This window comes from Luteococcus sp. Sow4_B9, from assembly GCF_052116585.1.
GTDB lineage: Bacteria > Actinomycetota > Actinomycetes > Propionibacteriales > Propionibacteriaceae > Luteococcus.
The window spans coordinates 61,836-79,087 of record NZ_JBQKKT010000002.1 but is presented as its reverse complement, the minus strand read 5'-3'; the positions used below and the strand labels follow the sequence as shown (position 1 = coordinate 79,087).

Below are 17,252 nucleotides of genomic sequence, written 5' to 3'. Positions count from 1 at the left end.
CAGGGATCTTTCATCCTGCCAACCCAGCATGTGAACTCCTGACGCCATCCACGTGAACGGTCGGATTCCGCCCCCTCACTGACGGTCACTGGCGACCGTTCGCTGGCGGCCAGCCACACCGAAGGATGTGGTCCGACAACATGAGGAGGCGTGGTAGACAGGTTCCTCGCGGGGTCGCAGTGTCGCAGGCCCGGTGAAAGGAGAGACCCATGGGCGTCGTGGCCCTCGCAGTGTTCATCGCAGTAACCGTCATCCTCAACGTTCCCTTGAAACGCAACATCGCTGAAGCCCTGTTGGTCGCGCTCGTGGCCACGGCCTTGGTGGGCGGCAGACAGGCTCCAGAGCTGCTCTGGAGCGCAGTCAAGAAGGCCACGGCAAATGACGTCACCTTCGCAGGCATGGCCTTCGTGTTCATGGGGGTGATCGTCGCGCAGACAGGACTCATTGAACGACTCATCAACATCTTTGACGCGATCTTTGGTCGCCTACCGGGTGGCGCCGCGTACGTCTCCACAGCCGGGTCCGCCGCAGTGGGAATGGTGGCGGGATCCACGGCCGGCAATGCGGCCACCGTGGGCTCAGTCACCATTCCCTGGATGAAGGAGAACGGCTGGAGTTCAGCACGCGCCGCGACCTTGGTCGCGGGCAACTCCGGCCTGGGCGTGTCTTTACCGCCCAATTCCACGATGTTCATCATTCTGGGGGCAGCACCTGTTGCAGCGATGGGAGTGACCAGTGGACAGGTCTACGTCTCCTTGATGGCGGCTGGCGCCTACTGCGTGCTCTACCGGATGGTCGCAGTATGGCTCTGGACCCGCCGTGACGGCATCACGGCAATGGCCTCTCGGGAACGTCGAACCTTCCGCCAAGCGCTCCGTGAGGGCTGGACCTCGTTGCTGATCTTTCTCGGTATCGCAATTCCGGTCATGCTGACCTTCGGACCAATCTTCGACTATCTGGAACGCCCCGAGAACATCGGAAAAGCGCTCAAGTCGGTCTCGATCATCGTCCACGTCCCGATCCTGATCTCGGTCATTGCCTTGATTGAAGGACGCCATCGACTGCGTGGACAGTGGGGTTCGGTCCGACGAGCCCTGGAGGCGGAAATCCCGCAGTTCGCCACTGTCGGCATTTCCCTCTTCGCAGCTCTCGCAGCCTCGGAGATCATGAACAAGCTCGGCGTCGGACGACAGCTCAATGCCGCTCTGGCTGGCGCAAATCTTCCTAAACCATTGATGATTCTCTTGGTCTGCATCTTGTGCATCATCGTGGCGACACCCCTGTCCTCCACCGCGACAGCTGCCGCCATCGGCACGCCCTCGGTGATCGCCTTGTCGGCGATGGGGGTCCCGCCCGTCATTGCCATCTGCACCGTTCTTGTCTGCACCTCGACCGAAGGGGCGTCACCGCCAGTAGGCGCCCCGATCTACCTTGCGTCAGGCATGGCGGAGGTGGATCCGAAGGAGACATTCGTACCCCTGATCCTCTGGTTTGTCCTGCCCATCATCGGCATTGCCTGGCTGCTCGGAATGGGCTGGCTGCCCATCCCCCACTAACTCGCTGGAGTCATCATCATGCGAAAAATTCTCGACATTCTGTTCTGGGCCAGTTTGGTGGCCTTCCTGCTCACCGGAGCCTGTGTGGTCTTCGGTCAATTGGCGGGCGTCATCATGCGCAACGGATCCGTGGTTTCTGGTGCGGATGCGCGCTTGAGCGACCTCGCCTTCTCCTTGTCCACCCTTTGCGCAGCGGCGGCCTTCATCCGTGGCTACTTCCCTACCGGGGAGAGCGCGGAACTGGACGACTGAGAACTGGTGAGGGTGCCAAGCGCATCGCGGTTGGCACCCTCACCAGTCATTCACTGCGACCGTCGATCGTCAGTGACCCTTCAGTCGTGCTTGATGGGAGCCCACTCTGGGCCGGTCTCCCCCAGCTTCTCGTCGAGCTTGGCGAAGATCGGGCTCGGCTTGGCCAGCGGGGTGCCGGGGACGATCTTCCGCGACTCCCAGACCGCCTGCTCCGAGGCGAAGTCACCCTGCAAGGTCGGGTAGGTCTTCTCGGAGCCGTCCTCGCGGGTCTCGGTGACCTCAACGATCTGCGGCTGCGCGGCCCAGACCCCCTCGCCGCCCATCGCCTCGAAGACCTTCTGGGCGGCGTGCGGCATGAAGGGAGTCAGCAGGGTGTTGCAGTCACTGACCACCTGCAGAGCGACGTGCAGCACGGTGTTGCGACGCTCGGGCTGGTCCTTCAGCTTCCAGGGCTCCTGGTCCGACAGGTACTTGTTCGCCAGGCTGACGATGCGCATGGCCTCGGTGATCGCGGCCTTGAACTTGCACACCTTCAGCAGCTCGCCGACGGTGGTGAAGGCCTGCGCGGAGGCCTCCAGCAGCGCCGTGTCCTCGGCGGTGAACTCCCCCGCCTCCGGGATGGAGCCGACATTCTTGTGGGCCATCGAGATGGAGCGGTTCACCAGGTTGCCCCACTCATTGGCCAGCTCGAAGTTGGTGCGGCGCACGAACTCATCCCAGGTGAAGTCGGTGTCCTGGTTCTCCGGCCCGGCCACGGCGATGAAGTAGCGCAGCGCGTCGGGGCCGAACTCCTTGAGGAAGTCACCGACGAAGATCGAGGCACCGCGGGAGCTGGCCACCTTGGAACCACCCATGGTGAGGAATTCGGAGCTGACCACCTCGGTGGGCAGGTCGAGCGTGCCGAACCACTCGCTGGTGCGTCCGCCCTTGTCGCCCTTGCCATTGACGCCGAGCAGGATGGAGGGCCAGATCACCGAGTGGAAGACGATGTTGTCCTTGCCCATGAAGTAGTAGCTACGGGTGGCCTCGTCCTGCCAGTACTTCTTCCAGGCGTCGGGATCCCCGGAGCGCTTGGCCCACTCGATGGACGCGCTCAGGTAACCGATCACGGCGTCGAACCAGACGTAGATCCGCTTGAGGTTGTTGTCCTCCCAGCCCTCGAGCGGGATCTTGATGCCCCAGTCCAGGTCGCGGGTGATGGCGCGCGGCTGCAGCTCCTTGGCGAAGTTCGCGGAGAAGCGCAGCACATTGGGGCGCCAGTCCTGACGGGTCTCCAGCCAGGCGGCCAGCGCCTCGGCGAAGGCGGGCAGGTCCAGGAAGAAGTGCTCGGTCTCGACGAACTTCGGCACCTCGCCGTCGATCCGGCTGTGCGGGTTCTTCAGGTCGACGGGGTCCAGCTGTCGGCCGCAGTTGTCGCACTGGTCGCCACGGGCTCCGTCGAAACCGCAGTGGGGACACTCACCCTCGATGTAGCGGTCAGCCAGGGTGCGGCCCGTCGACGGGCTGATGGCGCCCATCTCCGTGCGGCTGATGATGTAGCCGTTGTCGTGCAGGACGGTGAACATCTCCTGCACCACCTGGCGGTGGTTGTCCGTGGTGGTGCGGGTGTAGAGGTCATAGCTCAGACCCAGACCCTGCAGGTCCTCCGCAATGATGCGGTGGTACTTGTCAGCCGTCTGCTCGGCGGTCAGGCCCTCCTGATCGGCCTTCACCTGGATGGCTGTGCCGTGCTCGTCGGTGCCGGAGACCATCAGGACGTCGTGGCCCGACATTCGCATGAACCGGCTGAACACGTCGGAAGGAACACCAAAACCGGAGACGTGGCCGATGTGGCGGGGACCATTGGCATAGGGCCACGCGACGGCAGCGAGAACATGAGCGCACATGCGGGACAGACTATCGCCCTCCACAGCCGGTCCCCGACTCCGCGGTGGGCCACACCCTCCCAGCGATAGAATCCTGTCCCATGTCCTCCCCCACCCGAGACAGCACCCCCGCCCGACCACGCCGCACAGGGCGGATCGCGCTCGCCATCATCCTGGCGCTGGCACTCGTCTTGGCGGCCGCGGCCTTTGGCTACAAGCGACACCTGGAGCGGAACCTCACCAGCGTGGAGCTGCCGGGTGGTGTGGGAGGAGAGGCGCTCGAAGGGCTCCCCAAGGGGGTTGCCCAGAACCTCGTCATCATCGGGACCGACCAGCGGCAGACCGAGGAGAACTGCCGGATCGGTGGTTCCTGCGGCGACGACAAGATGGACGGCGACACGAATGCCGATGTCCTCATGGTGGTGCACCTGTCGGCCGACCACCAGGACCTGTCCGTGGTCAGCATCCCGCGGGACACGGTGATCGACCTGCCCGACTGCACCGACCTGACCGCCACCCCGACGCCGGGGACGCCCCATCCCGAGACGACGAACCCAGCGTCAACCAGTTCCGAGACCACCGATCCTGCGAAGCCCGCAGAACGTGGCCGCATCAACGGCACGCTCAATGTCGGCGTCCAGTGCACCCTGCGAGCCGTGCACGAGTTGACGGGCCTGCCCATCACCCACTTCATGATGGTGGACTTCGCCGGCGTCATCAGCCTGTCCGATGCCGTCGGTGGCGTGGACGTCTGCGTCGACGCCGATGTCTACGACACCTACTCCCACCTGAAGTTGAAGCAGGGCGAGCACACCCTGCAGGGCGAGGCGGCCTTGCAGTTCCTGCGCACCCGCCATGGCTTCGGCGACGGATCGGACCTGGGCCGCACCGGCGCACAACACCTCTACCTGAGTTCACTGCAGCGCGAGCTGGAGAGCCTGGGCACCTTGCTGAACCCTGCCAAGGTCCACCGGCTTGCGGAGGCTAGCACCCGGGCGCTCACCGTCGACGCCGGCCTCGACACTGTGACCCATCTGGCCCAGCTGGCCGCCACCGTGGGCCAGGTGTCCACCGAGTCGACAGCCTTCGTGACCCTGCCCACCGAGACCAATCCGGACAATCCCAATACGGTCGTCGCGGCTCCGGAGGCCGAGGAGCTGTTCGCCAAGCTCCTGGCGGACCAGCCGCTGGCCTCTGCCTCCCCCACACCGTCACCCGACGCCAGCAGCATGTCGGCCGCTGCCGAACCGGCGACGTCAGTCACCGCTGAGGAGCCGGCCACCGAGGAGCCCACCCCGGCGGATCCGACGGTGGAGTCCGGCGCCCCCAGCGAGCCGATGGCCGTCGACACCCCGATGGTCTCGGCCGAGGCCCGGCAGTGCGCGCAGGTCTCCACGCAGCGCACGGTGGAGATCAACGGGGTCCCGATGACGCCCACCGAGGCCTACGCAGCCTCACCCAATGTCCCGGACTCGGCCTCGTGAGCTGATCAGGCGGCCTCGCGGTCAGGTTGCGCCGCAGCGCCCGTGAGCAGGTGTGGCAGCGCCAGCTCGTAGCGCTCCTGAAACCGGGCCACGGTGAGCACCTGGGGTTCGCTGGCCCGGGCCTGCGCGATCCCCCACTGACCCGCCCGCCGGCGCTGCGCTGGCGTTCCGTGATGACCAGTGCTGTCCACTTGGCAGTCCCCGATGCCGTACAGGACCTGTTCGACGGCGGGGATCCGTGCCGGCAGGACGTGCCCTCCGCGGCTGTGGACGGTGAAGTAGGTGGCGCTCGCATCGGCGTGCAGCTCCGTGCGCCTCGTGCCTTCTGGCGTGGCAACCCCACCGGGCTCGATCATGCCGGTCCGGTACTGCAGCTGGTGGGCGTACTCATGCGCCAGGACCACCTGGGGGGCGACCTCGCCCTGACCCAGCTCGTCGTAGACATCCAGCAGCCCCTTGCCCATCACGATCAGGCCACCCGGCCTCTGCTCGGGATCCGGGGCGATCGCGAAGGCATTCAGGGTGAGAATCGGATTCGCTCCGCCCGCCAGCCCCGGGCTGGCAGTCACCTGACGGGAGATCGCGTCTGCCAGAAACTCTGCAAGCGCGCGCGGCACCCCGATGCGCTCATAGAGCCGCTGGACCCTGACACGATCGGCCAGCATCGTTCCAGAGAGGCCCTTGAGCTCGACGGCCGCCGCATCGACATCCCAGAACTGCTGCAGCTGCGCAAGATCACGCTCAAGTTCCTCCCCCTTGCCCGTCTCGTCGATCGAGGCGGTCCGCGGCTCATCAGCCAGGAGCACCTCGAGCACCGGAAGCAGGTCCGCGAAGGTGAGGGCGACGAAGATCCTGTCTCCCAGGCTCAGCCTCGCCTGATGCCGTTCGACGGCACGGCTCAGGTCAGTCTCCGACTGGCAGACCTCGTCGGCGCTGCCGTCGAGGGCCGGGCGCTCGGGCCAGTCGACGCCGTGGCGGGACAGTTCCTTGCGGATCCTGCGTTCAAGATCAGCCCCTGCCGCGGCCTTGCGGATCCGGTTCATCTGGTTGCGGGTGTCGCGCAGGTCAGCGGCACTGGCGGATGCCGTCGGATCCGTCCCCGCAGGCGACGCATGGGCCGCCGGCGCACAGACCAGGGCGCCTGCCAGGCAGCTGGTGAACAGGCTGACGGTGATCTTCTTCTTTGTGGGCAAGAAATCCTCCTGGTGGGTAGGCACCCGAGTGTTGTTCTCGGCATGCCCCGGGGGCATCGGCCACAAGGATGGAAGCCCTGGCCAGTTGGTCAGGGAAGCAAGGCCCCGGGAAACTCGTCCACGGGATCCCGCGAGCAGAAGATCACAGGTCGGCGGGCGTCGCCTGGTGGAAACGCAGCTGCCAGCCCTGCGTGGTGCGTACCCAGATCGAACTGCGCAGGGCAATCGCACCCCGACTGCGGGAGCGCCAGCGCAGCAGCAGCACGTCGTCGGCCAGCCGGTCCGTGCCGATCACCTCAAGAGTGGTCCGGTTGGTGAGTGGCTGGATCGAGGCGAGCATCCGAGCCCGACTCCACAACTTGCCCGATGCCCCGATCTCCGTGAACTCCGGGTGCAGCAGTCCCTCCACTCGGGCCCTGTCCGATCGAACCGAATCAAGCAAGAGCGACTCCTCGAGGCTGACCACGTCATCGACGTCCGTGCTGCCCTGCGGCTCGTCGAAGCTGAACAGGTCGATCTCCACCGGTTCCGACGCTGTGGGCGCCACGTCCAGACTGGCCGCGGCCGTTGCACCGGACCCCCGGAATCCGGGGCCAGCAGGCACCGCGGTGCCGTCCCGGTAGGCGCGCGCCGCGGCCTGGGCCCGGGAATCAGCAGCCTCATTCATGTCGTGGCCCGCATGCCCCTTGACCCATTCGAAGGTGATGGCACGTCCGACGAGCTGCCGGTCAATCTCCTGCAGCAGCTCGACATTCATCACGGGCTTCCCGTCGGCCTTGCGCCAACCCTTGCGCTTCCAGCCGGGCATCCACTTGCTCACCGAATTGATGACGTACTGCGAATCGCACAGGATGTGCAGCGGCTCGTCGGCCACGACGGCGGTCTGCTGCAGCAGGTTGAGCACGGCCATCAGCTCGCCCATGTTGTTGGTTCCCCTGGGCCATCCACCGGCGGCCCAGTTGTTCTCGTCGATGAACCAGGCCCAGCCGGCGGGGCCGGGATTGGACAGGGAGGAACCGTCGGCTGCAGCAGTGATCACCGGGTCATTGTGCCAGCCGGCCCCAGCGATGGCCGCCCGAGTGCGGCCACGGCGAAGGGGGCCGCCCCGAGACGGCCCCCTTCATGGTGTCTGTTGCGCGCCATCGGCACGCGATGGATCAGCCCTCCTGGCCGTTCAGCTGCGCGCCCTCGGCCTCATCCACCTGGCCCTCGATCTGCTGGCCCTCGATCTGCTGGCCACCGGAGTGGTTGACCTGGATCTTGCGGGGCTTGGCCTGCTCCGCCACCGGGATGATGAGCGTCAGCACGCCGTCGCGGTAGTCGGCCTCGATCTTGTCCAGCGCCAGGCCCTGGCCCAGGTTGAGCTGGCGTGCGAAGGTGCCGGCGGCTCGCTCCTTGGCGAGCCAACGACGGCTCTCGCCGCCCTCGTCCGCCTTGCGCTCGGCACGAACGGTCAGCATGCGCTCCTCGACGTCGACGTCGATCGAGCTGGGCTCGACGCCCGGAAGGTCGATGCGTGCGACGAAGGTGTCCCCGTCGCGGTAGAGGTCCATCGGCATCGGCGCGGCGCCGGGCGTACGGGTGAACTCGTTGACGAAGCGGTCCATCTCGCGGAAGGGATCAAAGGTGCGAACCATGAAAGTCACTCCTGTCAGTTCTGGGGTCTTGCTCCTGTGGTGTTGTGGCCAGCCCTCGCGAGCCGGTCACTTGTTCCAACGAAGCTCGGAGCCAGACTATTCCCGCCCTGAGCGAGGTACGCTCAAGTTTCTTCACAACTCGCCCATCTCGTCCCTGACAAGGCGATAGGCCGGTCGGACAAGTTCCGAGATGATGCGTTCTCGCTCCTGGTGGTCCCAGAAGGCGGAGTGCATGGCAGAAATGGTGCAGCGTTCGACGTCGTCGATGCCCCATCCGAAGGCGGCTGCCACCGCCGCGAACTCGTCGCTCATCGTGGTGCGGCTCATCAGCCGGTTGTCGCAGTTGACCGTCACGCGGAAGCCCAGGTCGAAGAGCAGCCCGATGGGATGCTCAGCCATCGTCGCGGCGATTCCCGTCTGGAGATTGGACGTGGGTGCGAGCTCCAGGGCGATGCGCCGGTCCCGGACATAGGCCGCGAGCGGCCCCAGCACGGGCCGATCCCCCGTCACGTCAATGTCCTCGACGATGCGCACGCCGTGCCCCAGACGCTCCGCTCCACACAGCTGGACGGCCTCCCAGATGCTGGGCAGCCCAAAGGCCTCCCCGGCATGGATCGTGAAGTGGGCGTTGTTGCGCTTGAGCAGCTCGAAGGACTCTCGATGCCGACTGGGTGGGAAGCCCTCCTCCGCCCCTGCGATGTCGAAACCGGCGACGCCGTCATCCCGGTGGTCCACGGTCAACTGCGCGATGGTCACCGTCGGCTCCCGGTGGCGCATGCTCACCAGGAGTTGGCGGGCCACCACCGGAGTCCCCAGCCGGGCAGCCTCCGACATTCCGCTCGCCAACCCGTCACGGACCGCCAGCACCGCCTCGCTCAACCCCAGCCCACGCTGTTGGTGCAGCTCCGGTGCCCATCGGGTCTCGGCATAGACCACGCCGTCGAGGGCCATGTCCAGCACGAACTCATGGGCCACGCGGGCCAACTGCTCCGGGGTCTGCATGGCCCCGACCGTCAGCTCGAAGGGCTTGAGATAGTCCACCAGATTGCCTGCATCGCACTGTTGGAAGATCCACTCCTGCAGACCCTCGGCGTCCTTGGTGGGCAAGGGATGCCCATTCTCACGGCACAGGTCGATCACCGTCTGCGGCCGAAGTCCCCCATCCAGATGGTCGTGCAGGGACACCTTCGGCAGCTGCCGCAACGCTGCGGACGTGACTGGTGACATGGAACCTCCTGTGCTGGCACATGGCTGCGATAACGCCCGGGAATCCGGATTGCGAACTTTCCCGATGTCGCCAAGGTAGCGTGGCAAGGCCATCATGTCCCCGAGCCCCGGCAGGCCCCCGTGCATCCTTCCACTCCAACCAGCAGTCCGCAGCGAAAGAAGGGCTTCAGGCCCGACATCCAGGGCCTGCGGGCAATGGCGGTGGGCTCGGTACTGCTCTTCCATGCAGGAATTCCCGGGTTGGATGGCGGGTTCGTCGGCGTGGACGTCTTCTTCGTGGTGTCCGGATTCCTGATCACCGGGGTCCTGCTGCGTGAGGTGGAACAGACCGGGCGGGTCAATCTCCTGGACTTCTATGCCCGACGCCTCAAGCGGCTGGCACCGGTCTATCTGCTGGTGCTCGCAGTCACCCTGCTGACGATGCTGCTGGCGCTACCTCCGCTCTACACCTCCCGATTCGGGCCCCACCTGCTCGGCACCTTGTTGTACGTGGCCAATTTCGTTCTCGCGGGTGACATCCAGGGCTACTTCGCCGACGCGGCGCCCTCCCCCGTGCTGCACTTCTGGTCGCTGGCGGTGGAGGAGCAGTTCTACCTGCTGTGGCCGCTGCTCGTCCTCCTGGTCAGCAGGGGTCGCGTCACGCGCGCCCGACGACGAGTGGCCATGGCCTTGCTGCCCGTGGTGCTGGGGTCCTTCGCCCTGGCAGTCGTCCTGACGCCCCGATTCCCCACCCCGTCGTACTACCTGCTCCACACTCGTTCCTGGGAGCTGGGGGTGGGCGCCCTGCTGGCCTGTCTGCCTGCCCTCGGGGCACGGCTCGACATGCGGGCCCGCACCCGCCTGCTCATGGCTGGTGGCCTGTCCATCCTCGCGTCCGTGGTGCTCCTGGACGCCAGCACCGTCTTCCCCGGGTGGGCAGCAGTGCCATCTGTTCTGGGCGCCGGTGCCATGCTCGTCGCCGGTCAGCACGGGACCACGCCCCTGTCCCGCGTGGTGCTGGAGAACCGCTTCATGGTCTGGCTGGGTGACATCTCCTATTCCCTGTACCTGTGGCACTGGCCCATCCTGGTGCTGCCTGCCGCCATCCATGGTTCACAGCTGCCGCTGGCAGCCCGCCTCGCCCTCGCCGGAATTGCGGTGCTGGTGGCATGGGCCAGCCACGTCCTCGTCGAGGATCCCCTCCAGCGGATGTCCCTGCAGGGCCGCAGACGTGCCATCTACCTGACCAGCGCCGCCACGACGCTGGTGCTCACCCTGGTGACGGCCGGGGCGACCGTGCATGCCGACAGGGGTCTGTCGGGGCAGTCCAGTTCAGTACGCATCCCCGCACTCGATCGTCGGCTGGCCGCGGTTCCGGCCCCCATTCGAGCGGACTACGCCAATGAGTCGGTCACAGCCGCCGGCCGGCTGGTGACCCCCACTCGGATGACCCCTCCCATCAACAAGCTGGAGCATGACCTCACCGAGGTGCAGACCAACGGCTGCTCAGGAGACGTGAATGCCCTGCAGAACGAGGCCTGTTGGGGCGGTGATCGTGCAGCCGAAAGGACCCTCGTCCTGCTGGGGGACTCCCACGCCAGCCAGTGGTGGCACGCGTGGGACGCCATTGGCCGCCAGGAGCACTACCGGGTCCTGGCCCTGGTGGGCAACTCCTGCCCCGCTGCCGATCCCGGCGAGATCCCCAGTGACCGCGACGAGGAGTCCGCGGCCGAGTGCGACGCATTCCGTCAGGCCGCCCGTCGCAGCCTCGCGGAGGTCGAGCCGGAGGTCGTCGTGGTGGCTCAGACGATCACCCAGTACCAGGTCCTGTCCCCGAACCCGGCAGGTTTCCACCAGCGCTGGCAACGTGGGATGGTCGATCTGCTGGGGGCGATTCCCGCCGCCTCGCGGATCCTCTATCTGGGTGACAACCCGTCGTACTCCCCCAAGATCTCGGACCTTCCCGCTGCGGGGAACTGTCTGAGCGAGCACGCCACCGATGCCCAGAACTGTCTGGTGCCGCACCGCATCGCTGAGGTTGCCCAGGCCGAGCGGACGAGCCAGCGGCTGGTGGCGGACACCGGGGGCCGCTACGCCGATCTCTCGACGATCCTGTGCCTCCATCAGGGTTGTCCGATGGTGACCCGGAACCATGTCCTCTACCGAGACCACACCCATGTCACGTCTGCTACCTCGCGCATCCTCGCGCCGGTCTTGGCCGATGAGCTCGCCCGTACACCCGGCCGAGCCAAGAACTGACGGCCTCCCTCAGGCCAGGGCGTCAGGCCCGAAGGCCTGCGGCAGGACCTCCCGCATCGGAAGAATGCCGCGGGGCGTCTCCACCAGGAGTTCACTGCCCCCGTGCTCGAACAGCAGCTGGCGGCACCGCCCACAAGGCATGATGACCTCACCCTTGCCATTGCAGCAGGTGAAGGCGAGCAGACGGCCCCCACCACCGCCGACGAGGTCACTCACCAGCCCGCATTCGGCGCACAGGGTGACCCCGTACCCGGCATTCTCCACATTGCAGCCAGCGACGATCCGCCCGTCGTCCACGAGCGCGGCTGCCCCCACGCGATAGTTCGAGTACGGGGCGTAGGCCCGATCACACAATTCACGGGCACGACGGCGCAGCAGGTCCCAGTCAACCCATGGCTCCATCTCAGTGGCCCTCCTTCACATAGGGAGTGCCCGAAGCCGCTGGTCCGCGCACCCTGCCCACCAGGCCAGCGACGGCGATGACCGTCGCCAGATAGGGCAGCATCAAGAGCAGTTGGCTCGGAGCGGGCGTGTTCAGGGTCGAGAGTTGCGAGGCCATCTGCTTCACGAAGCCGAAGAAGATGGCCATCAGCGCTGCCAGCACGGGGTGCCAGCGGCCCATGATCACCGCCGCGAGGGCGATGAAGCCGTTGCCCACCGTGATGTCCTTCGCGAAGGCACCGGTGGAGCCCACCGTGAAGAAGGCGCCACCCAGACCTGCGAAGACTCCGCCGGCCAGCACTGCGGCCCACCGGGTGCGCGCCACGTTGATGCCCACGGTGTCGGCGGCCTTGGGGTGCTCGCCGACGGCCCGCACGTGCAGACCCCACTTGGTGCGGTACAGCAGGAACCAGACCAGGACAACGCTGGCCACGGCCAGGTAGACCAGGGCCGTCTGGTTGAACAGGACCGGCCCAAAGAAGGGCAGCTCGGACAGGCCCGGGATCGGGATGGGCTGCATCTGCGGTGACTGGTTCAGGGTGCTCGACTGGGGCTGGATCAACTGGTCGAAGAGGAAGCCCGTGATGCCGGCTGCGAAGAGGTTGATCACCACGCCCATGACCACCTGGTCCACCAGGTAGGTGATGGTGAACAGGGCCAGCAGCGCGGCCATCAGGACACCGGCGATGACAGCAGCCACCAGCGCCACGGGGATGGACTTGGTCACGGAGCCCGCGACTCCGGCGGCAAAGGCCGCGACGAGGAACTGGCCCTCGATCGCCACGTTCACCACGCCGGCTCGCTCGCACAGAACGCCCGCCAAGGCGCCCAGGACCAGTGGGGTCGCGATCGCCAGCGTGCCGCTGAGCTGGTTGCTCACCGGAAATGGAAGGTCGCGACCCGCCGCGGCCCAGGCCAGGAATCCGATCATCACGGCGACGCCCGCCAAGGTTCCGGCGATGGCGGGCAGGCGACCGTGCATGCGGCCGGACAGGTAGCCCAGGCCGGCCAGCAGCGTCACCAGGCCACACACCAGGACGGTGGGCATGCCGGGAACCGCGATGGTGGGCAGCTGCTTGGGATCGAAGGCATCCGACAGCGCGAAGCGAGCCGAGCCCTTGGCGCTGAAGGCCAGCCCGAGCAGCAGAAGGCCGAAGAGCGAGACCAGGGCGCCCGTTGTGGTGCGGCTTCGGCGCGCAGCGGCGCTCTCCGTGGTGCGCAGGACGATCTCGTCAGTGGACTGGGCGGGTGCGGTCATCGGTGCGTCTTCCTTGCCGGTCAGCTGACCGGAGTTCTGCGGAAACCTGGTGGCCCTCATGCCTTGGCTCCTGCCTGTGCGGACTCAAGCTGGGCGGCACCGGCCTCACCCACCAGCGACGTGGGCTTCGCCTTGCGCGCCTTGAGGAAGGGCACCAGCGTGCGGACCAGCATGGGTGCGGCGACGAACATCACGATCAGCGCCTGCAGCACCGTGGTGAGGGTCAGCGGGGTGTCCGCCTGGGACTGCATGGCCAGACCTCCGGCGTGCATGGCACCGAAGAGCAGGCCGGCGAGCACCGTGCCGAAGGGCTTGGAACGGCCGAGCAGCGCGACGGTGATCGCGTCGAAACCGATCGTTCCCACCAGACCGGCGGACAGCGGGGTCGGCAGACCGAACTCGGTGGGGCCCAGGGCGGCCTGTACGCCGGCCAGACCCGCCAGGGCACCGGACAGCGTCATCGCGATGATGGTGGTGCGCGGCACGCTCATGCCGGCGGTGGCCGCGGCGTCGGGATTGGCACCGACGGCCTTGATCCGGAAACCGATCGTCGAGCGTTCCATCAACCACCAGACACCCGCCGCGGCGAGCAGCGCCAGGATGAAGCCCAGGTGGAGCTGGCCACCCTCGAGCCGCGGGAAGGTGGCACTGAAGTCCACCTCGGGGGCGATCGGATCGCTGCGGCCGGGACGCAGGAAGGCCTTGGTGGTCAGCAACCAGGCCAACCCCAGGGAGGCCACGTAGTTCAGCATGATCGTGACGATCACCTCATGGGCACCGGTGGTGGCCTTGAGCCAGCCCACCAGGCCACCCCACAGCGCGCCGCCCAGCACACCGAGCACGACGGCCAGGGGCAGGTGCACGGCCAGCGGAAGACCGGCGATGCTGAAACCGACATAGGCAGCCAGGGTGGCACCGACGATGGCCTGTCCCTGGGCACCGATGTTGAACAGGCCGGCACGGAAGGCGAGCGTCATGCCCAGGCCGGCGCTGATCAGCGGTGCCGCCGCGGCGGTGGTCTCCGTGATCGCCTTCCAACTGCCCAACGAACCGGCGAGCAATGCCCCATAGGCGCTGGAGACCTTCTCCCATGAGGCACCCAGCGCGTCACCGGGGCGATCAAAGAAGTAGGCCCACTTGCCGCTGACCTCCGGATCCGCCGCGACCATCAGGATCGCTCCAATCAGGAAGGCGAGGAAGAAGGCGGCCAACATCGTGACCACCTCGCCCCAGGGAATGCTCAACCGGCGCGACTCGTGTGCCGCGGGTGCGGGGGTGCTCATGCGCGCTCTCCTTCCTGCACGGCGGCAAGCGCCTCTGCTTCGGGGACGCCGGCCATCATCAGGCCCAAGGCGTCACGCGGGGTGTCGGGCGGCACGATGCCGACGATCCGGCCTCGGTACATCACGGCGATCCGATCCGCCAGGGCCACCACCTCGTCGAGCTCGGTGGAGACGATCACGACTGCGGTTCCCCGGTCCCGCTCGGCCACGATGCGGCCATGCAGGAACTCGATGGCACCCACGTCGACACCACGCGTGGGCTGATTCGCCACCAACAGGCTCAGCGGACGGCTCAGTTCACGAGCCAGGACCACCTTCTGCTGGTTGCCGCCCGAGAGACTGGCCACGGGCAGGTCCACACCATTGGTGCGAATGTCGAACTCGTCGACGCGTTCGAGGGCATTCGCGTGGATGCGCCCCATGTCCAGGGCCAGTCCGTGGGCGTAGTCATCCACGTGGTTGAGCACCAGGTTCTCGGCCACGCTGAAGGGGCCGACGAAACCGTCCTTCTGTCGGTCCTCGGGCACGAAGCCGATGCCCGCCTCCAGGCTCTGCTTGGGGGTCAGGCGCGTCACGTCCTTGCCGTCGACGACGATCCGACCGCTGGTGACCGGGGTGGTGCCGAGCATCGCCTGTGCCAGCTCCGTCTGACCATTGCCCTGGACACCGGCCAGGCACAGGATCTCGCCGCCCCGCACGCTCAGGTCCACGTGGTCCACCATGACGGCACCGGACGGGGCCGCGACGACGAGGTCCTCCACCTGCAGACGTTCGGCGCCCAGCTGCGGGGCATCCTTGTCCACGCGAAGCTGCACGGCGCGGCCCACCATCAACTCGGCGAGCTGGGCCTCGGTCATGTCGGGGCTGCCCTCGCCCACCACCTTGCCGCGTCGGATGACCGTGATCCGGTCGGCGATGGCGCGCACCTCGCGCAGCTTGTGGGTGATGAAGACGATCGCCTTGCCCTCATCACGCAGGGCCTGCATGACGGCCATCAGCTCGTCGATCTCCTGCGGAGTCAGAACTGCGGTCGGCTCGTCGAAGATCAGGTACTTGGCGTCATTGGCCAGGGCCTTGAGGATCTCCACGCGCTGCTGGATGCCCACCGGGAGGTTCTCGATGACGGCATCGGGATCCACCTGGAGCTTGTAGCGGTCCGAAAGTTCCCGGACACGGCGGCGCGCGGCCCCCATGTCCACGGTGCCCGCCATGCCCTGCTCGCGGCCGAGCACCAGGTTCTCCGCGACGCTGAAGACCTCCACCAGCATGAAGTGCTGGTGCACCATGCCGATGCCGGCCGCCATGGCCTGCTTCGGATTGTCCAGGTGCAGCTCCTGACCGTCCACGGTGATCTGCCCCTCGTCGGCCTGCAGGAGGCCGTACAGGACATTCATCAGGGTGGACTTGCCGGCGCCATTCTCGCCCAGCAGGCAGTGGATCTCACCCGGGCGAATGTCCAGGTCGATGTGGTCATTGGCCACCAGGCTGCCGAAGCGCTTGGTGATGCCACGCAGCTGCAGGCCGGCCCCGGCCCGAGCGCCAGCGTCGGCGTTGACAGTGATTGGATCGATCACAGGGGCATACTCCCACACTCGTCGTCAGGACACGGCCCCGCCGCCCGGACCTGCCGGGCGGCGGGGAACAGTGGTCTGGTTCGGCTCGTCACCCGCTCGACGCGATGGTGGCGAGCCTAGGGGATCACTTCGGCTGCGAAGCCGACTCGATCTTGATCTTGCCGGAGACGATGTCGCCCTTGATGGTCTCGAGCTCGCCCTTGAGCTCGGCGGGCACCTTGGAGTCGAACTCGTGGAAGTCGGCCAGCTTCACGCCGTCATTCTCCAGGTTGCCGACGTAGGGGTCGGCGCTGAAGCTGCCGTCCTTGGCTGCCTTGATGGCGTCGAAGACGGCGACGTCCATGGCCTTCTGCACCGAGGTCATGATGTTCGAGCAGTAGCTGGCGCTGGAGACGCAGCCATCGGTGTCCACCCAGACGGCGTTGACCTTGCCACCGGACTTCTTCGCCACCTGCAGCGCGCCCTCACCGGCAGGCCCGGCCACCGGGAAGATCACGTCGGCACCCTGGCTGGTCAGGGTGCTCGCGATGCGGCTGCCGCCGGCGACGTCGCCGAAGCTGCCGACAAACTGGCCGCCCTTGGGATTCTTCGGATCCCAGCCGAGCACCTTGACGCTCTTGCCCTTCTGGGTGTTGTAGTAGGTGGCCCCCTGGTGGAAGCCGTCCATGAAGATCGTCACCGTCGGGATGTTCATGCCACCCAGGGTGCCCACCGAGCCGGTCTTGCTCATGGCAGCCGCGGTGTAGCCCGCCATGAAGCTCGGCTCGGCGGTGTTGAAGATCAGGGGCTTGAGATTCTTCAGGCCGGCGGTCTTGGCGGCGTCATTCCAGTCGACGATGGCGAACTGCACGTCGGGATTGGCCTTGGCGGCGGCCACGGTGGCGTCGCCCAGCATGAAGCCGACGGTCACGATGATGTTGCACTTGGCGGCCACCATCGCGTTGATGTTCTTGGCGAAGTCGTTCGGGGTGGCGGACTGCATCTCGCCGGTCTGGATGCCCAGCTCGGACTTGGCCTTGGTCAGGCCATCGTGCGAGGTCTGGTTGAACGACTTGTCATCGAAACCGCCCTCGTCGGAGACCATGCAGGCCTTGAAATCGCCCGACGCCGCCTGGCCGGCGGCACTGGTGGCGGCGCTGGCGGCATCAGAGGCAGCGGACGTGGCGTCGGGCGCCTTGGCGCAACCGGCAACGGACAGGGCAAGCGCCGACAACAGGGCCGGGGCGACGAGGGACTTCTTCACT

General features: G+C 66.7%; 14 protein-coding genes. 4 read left to right on the top strand and 10 right to left on the bottom strand.

Annotation, left to right across the window (positions count from 1 at the left end; all coding sequences use genetic code 11):
• Positions 1-209 precede the first annotated feature (209 nt).
• Both ACTQ49_RS01680 and ACTQ49_RS01675 read left to right on the top strand, forming a co-directional pair.
• Entirely contained in the window at positions 210-1,556 is a 1,347-nt protein-coding gene (locus ACTQ49_RS01680; RefSeq protein ID WP_441826111.1) for a TRAP transporter large permease subunit, read from the top strand.
• Between the two features lie 18 nt (positions 1,557-1,574).
• A complete protein-coding gene (locus ACTQ49_RS01675; RefSeq protein WP_441826110.1) occupies positions 1,575-1,808 on the top strand; it encodes a hypothetical protein in 234 nt (77 codons plus the stop codon).
• An 80-nt stretch (positions 1,809-1,888) separates the two neighbouring features.
• Here ACTQ49_RS01675 and metG read toward each other — a convergent pair whose 3' ends face one another.
• Positions 1,889-3,694: a methionine--tRNA ligase gene (metG, locus tag ACTQ49_RS01670; RefSeq protein ID WP_441826109.1), complete on the bottom strand. Its 1,806-nt coding sequence runs from the start codon at positions 3,692-3,694 to the stop codon at positions 1,889-1,891.
• A gap of 80 nt (positions 3,695-3,774) precedes the next feature.
• Here metG and ACTQ49_RS01665 point away from each other — a divergent pair, with 80 nt between their 5' ends.
• A complete protein-coding gene (locus tag ACTQ49_RS01665) occupies positions 3,775-5,157 on the top strand; it encodes an LCP family glycopolymer transferase (protein WP_441826108.1) in 1,383 nt (460 codons plus the stop codon).
• A gap of 5 nt (positions 5,158-5,162) precedes the next feature.
• Here ACTQ49_RS01665 and ACTQ49_RS01660 read toward each other — a convergent pair whose 3' ends face one another.
• The 4 genes from ACTQ49_RS01660 to ACTQ49_RS01645 form a co-directional block, all read right to left on the bottom strand.
• The gene (locus ACTQ49_RS01660; protein ID WP_441826107.1) at positions 5,163-6,350 is read right to left on the bottom strand and encodes a hypothetical protein; all 1,188 of its coding nucleotides are present in this window, start codon (positions 6,348-6,350) and stop codon (positions 5,163-5,165) included.
• A gap of 142 nt (positions 6,351-6,492) precedes the next feature.
• Entirely contained in the window at positions 6,493-7,389 is an 897-nt protein-coding gene (locus ACTQ49_RS01655) for an RNase H family protein (RefSeq protein ID WP_441826106.1), read from the bottom strand.
• 118 nt (positions 7,390-7,507) lie between these two features.
• Complete coding sequence (locus ACTQ49_RS01650; protein ID WP_441826105.1) at positions 7,508-7,987, bottom strand: Hsp20/alpha crystallin family protein; 480 nt, start codon at positions 7,985-7,987, stop codon at positions 7,508-7,510.
• 132 nt (positions 7,988-8,119) lie between these two features.
• Positions 8,120-9,214 carry an adenosine deaminase gene (locus ACTQ49_RS01645; RefSeq protein WP_441826104.1) on the bottom strand — a complete coding sequence of 365 codons (1,095 nt, stop codon included), beginning with the start codon at positions 9,212-9,214 and terminating at the stop codon, positions 8,120-8,122.
• Between the two features lie 120 nt (positions 9,215-9,334).
• Between ACTQ49_RS01645 and ACTQ49_RS01640 the strand changes: the two genes are divergently transcribed.
• The gene (locus ACTQ49_RS01640) at positions 9,335-11,452 is read left to right on the top strand and encodes an acyltransferase family protein (protein WP_441826103.1); all 2,118 of its coding nucleotides are present in this window, start codon (positions 9,335-9,337) and stop codon (positions 11,450-11,452) included.
• A 9-nt stretch (positions 11,453-11,461) separates the two neighbouring features.
• Here ACTQ49_RS01640 and ACTQ49_RS01635 read toward each other — a convergent pair whose 3' ends face one another.
• The 5 genes from ACTQ49_RS01635 to ACTQ49_RS01615 form a co-directional block, all read right to left on the bottom strand.
• Positions 11,462-11,854: a cytidine deaminase gene (locus ACTQ49_RS01635; RefSeq protein WP_441826102.1), complete on the bottom strand. Its 393-nt coding sequence runs from the start codon at positions 11,852-11,854 to the stop codon at positions 11,462-11,464.
• Between the two features lies 1 nt (position 11,855).
• The gene (locus ACTQ49_RS01630) at positions 11,856-13,211 is read right to left on the bottom strand and encodes an ABC transporter permease (protein WP_441826101.1); all 1,356 of its coding nucleotides are present in this window, start codon (positions 13,209-13,211) and stop codon (positions 11,856-11,858) included.
• A complete protein-coding gene (locus ACTQ49_RS01625) occupies positions 13,208-14,434 on the bottom strand; it encodes an ABC transporter permease (protein WP_441826100.1) in 1,227 nt (408 codons plus the stop codon). The genes ACTQ49_RS01630 and ACTQ49_RS01625 overlap by 4 nt, the downstream gene beginning before the upstream one ends.
• Positions 14,431-16,005: an ABC transporter ATP-binding protein gene (locus tag ACTQ49_RS01620; RefSeq protein ID WP_441826276.1), complete on the bottom strand. Its 1,575-nt coding sequence runs from the start codon at positions 16,003-16,005 to the stop codon at positions 14,431-14,433. The genes ACTQ49_RS01625 and ACTQ49_RS01620 overlap by 4 nt, the downstream gene beginning before the upstream one ends.
• Positions 16,006-16,132: 127 nt before the next feature.
• Positions 16,133-17,251 carry a BMP family lipoprotein gene (locus tag ACTQ49_RS01615; RefSeq protein WP_441826099.1) on the bottom strand — a complete coding sequence of 373 codons (1,119 nt, stop codon included), beginning with the start codon at positions 17,249-17,251 and terminating at the stop codon, positions 16,133-16,135.
• Between the last annotated feature and the right edge of the window lies 1 nt (position 17,252).

Excerpts from the sequence above, each read along its gene's own strand:
- ACTQ49_RS01680 (WP_441826111.1), top strand. The coding sequence starts at position 210 with ATGGGCGTCGTGGCCCTCGCAGTGTTCATCGCAGTAACCGTCATCCTC.
- ACTQ49_RS01675 (WP_441826110.1), top strand. The coding sequence starts at position 1,575 with ATGCGAAAAATTCTCGACATTCTGTTCTGGGCCAGTTTGGTGGCCTTC.
- metG (WP_441826109.1), bottom strand. The coding sequence starts at position 3,694 with ATGTGCGCTCATGTTCTCGCTGCCGTCGCGTGGCCCTATGCCAATGGT.
- ACTQ49_RS01665 (WP_441826108.1), top strand. The coding sequence starts at position 3,775 with ATGTCCTCCCCCACCCGAGACAGCACCCCCGCCCGACCACGCCGCACA.
- ACTQ49_RS01650 (WP_441826105.1), bottom strand. The coding sequence starts at position 7,987 with ATGGTTCGCACCTTTGATCCCTTCCGCGAGATGGACCGCTTCGTCAAC.
- ACTQ49_RS01645 (WP_441826104.1), bottom strand. The coding sequence starts at position 9,214 with ATGTCACCAGTCACGTCCGCAGCGTTGCGGCAGCTGCCGAAGGTGTCC.
- ACTQ49_RS01635 (WP_441826102.1), bottom strand. The coding sequence starts at position 11,854 with ATGGAGCCATGGGTTGACTGGGACCTGCTGCGCCGTCGTGCCCGTGAA.
- ACTQ49_RS01630 (WP_441826101.1), bottom strand. The coding sequence starts at position 13,211 with ATGAGGGCCACCAGGTTTCCGCAGAACTCCGGTCAGCTGACCGGCAAG.
- ACTQ49_RS01625 (WP_441826100.1), bottom strand. The coding sequence starts at position 14,434 with ATGAGCACCCCCGCACCCGCGGCACACGAGTCGCGCCGGTTGAGCATT.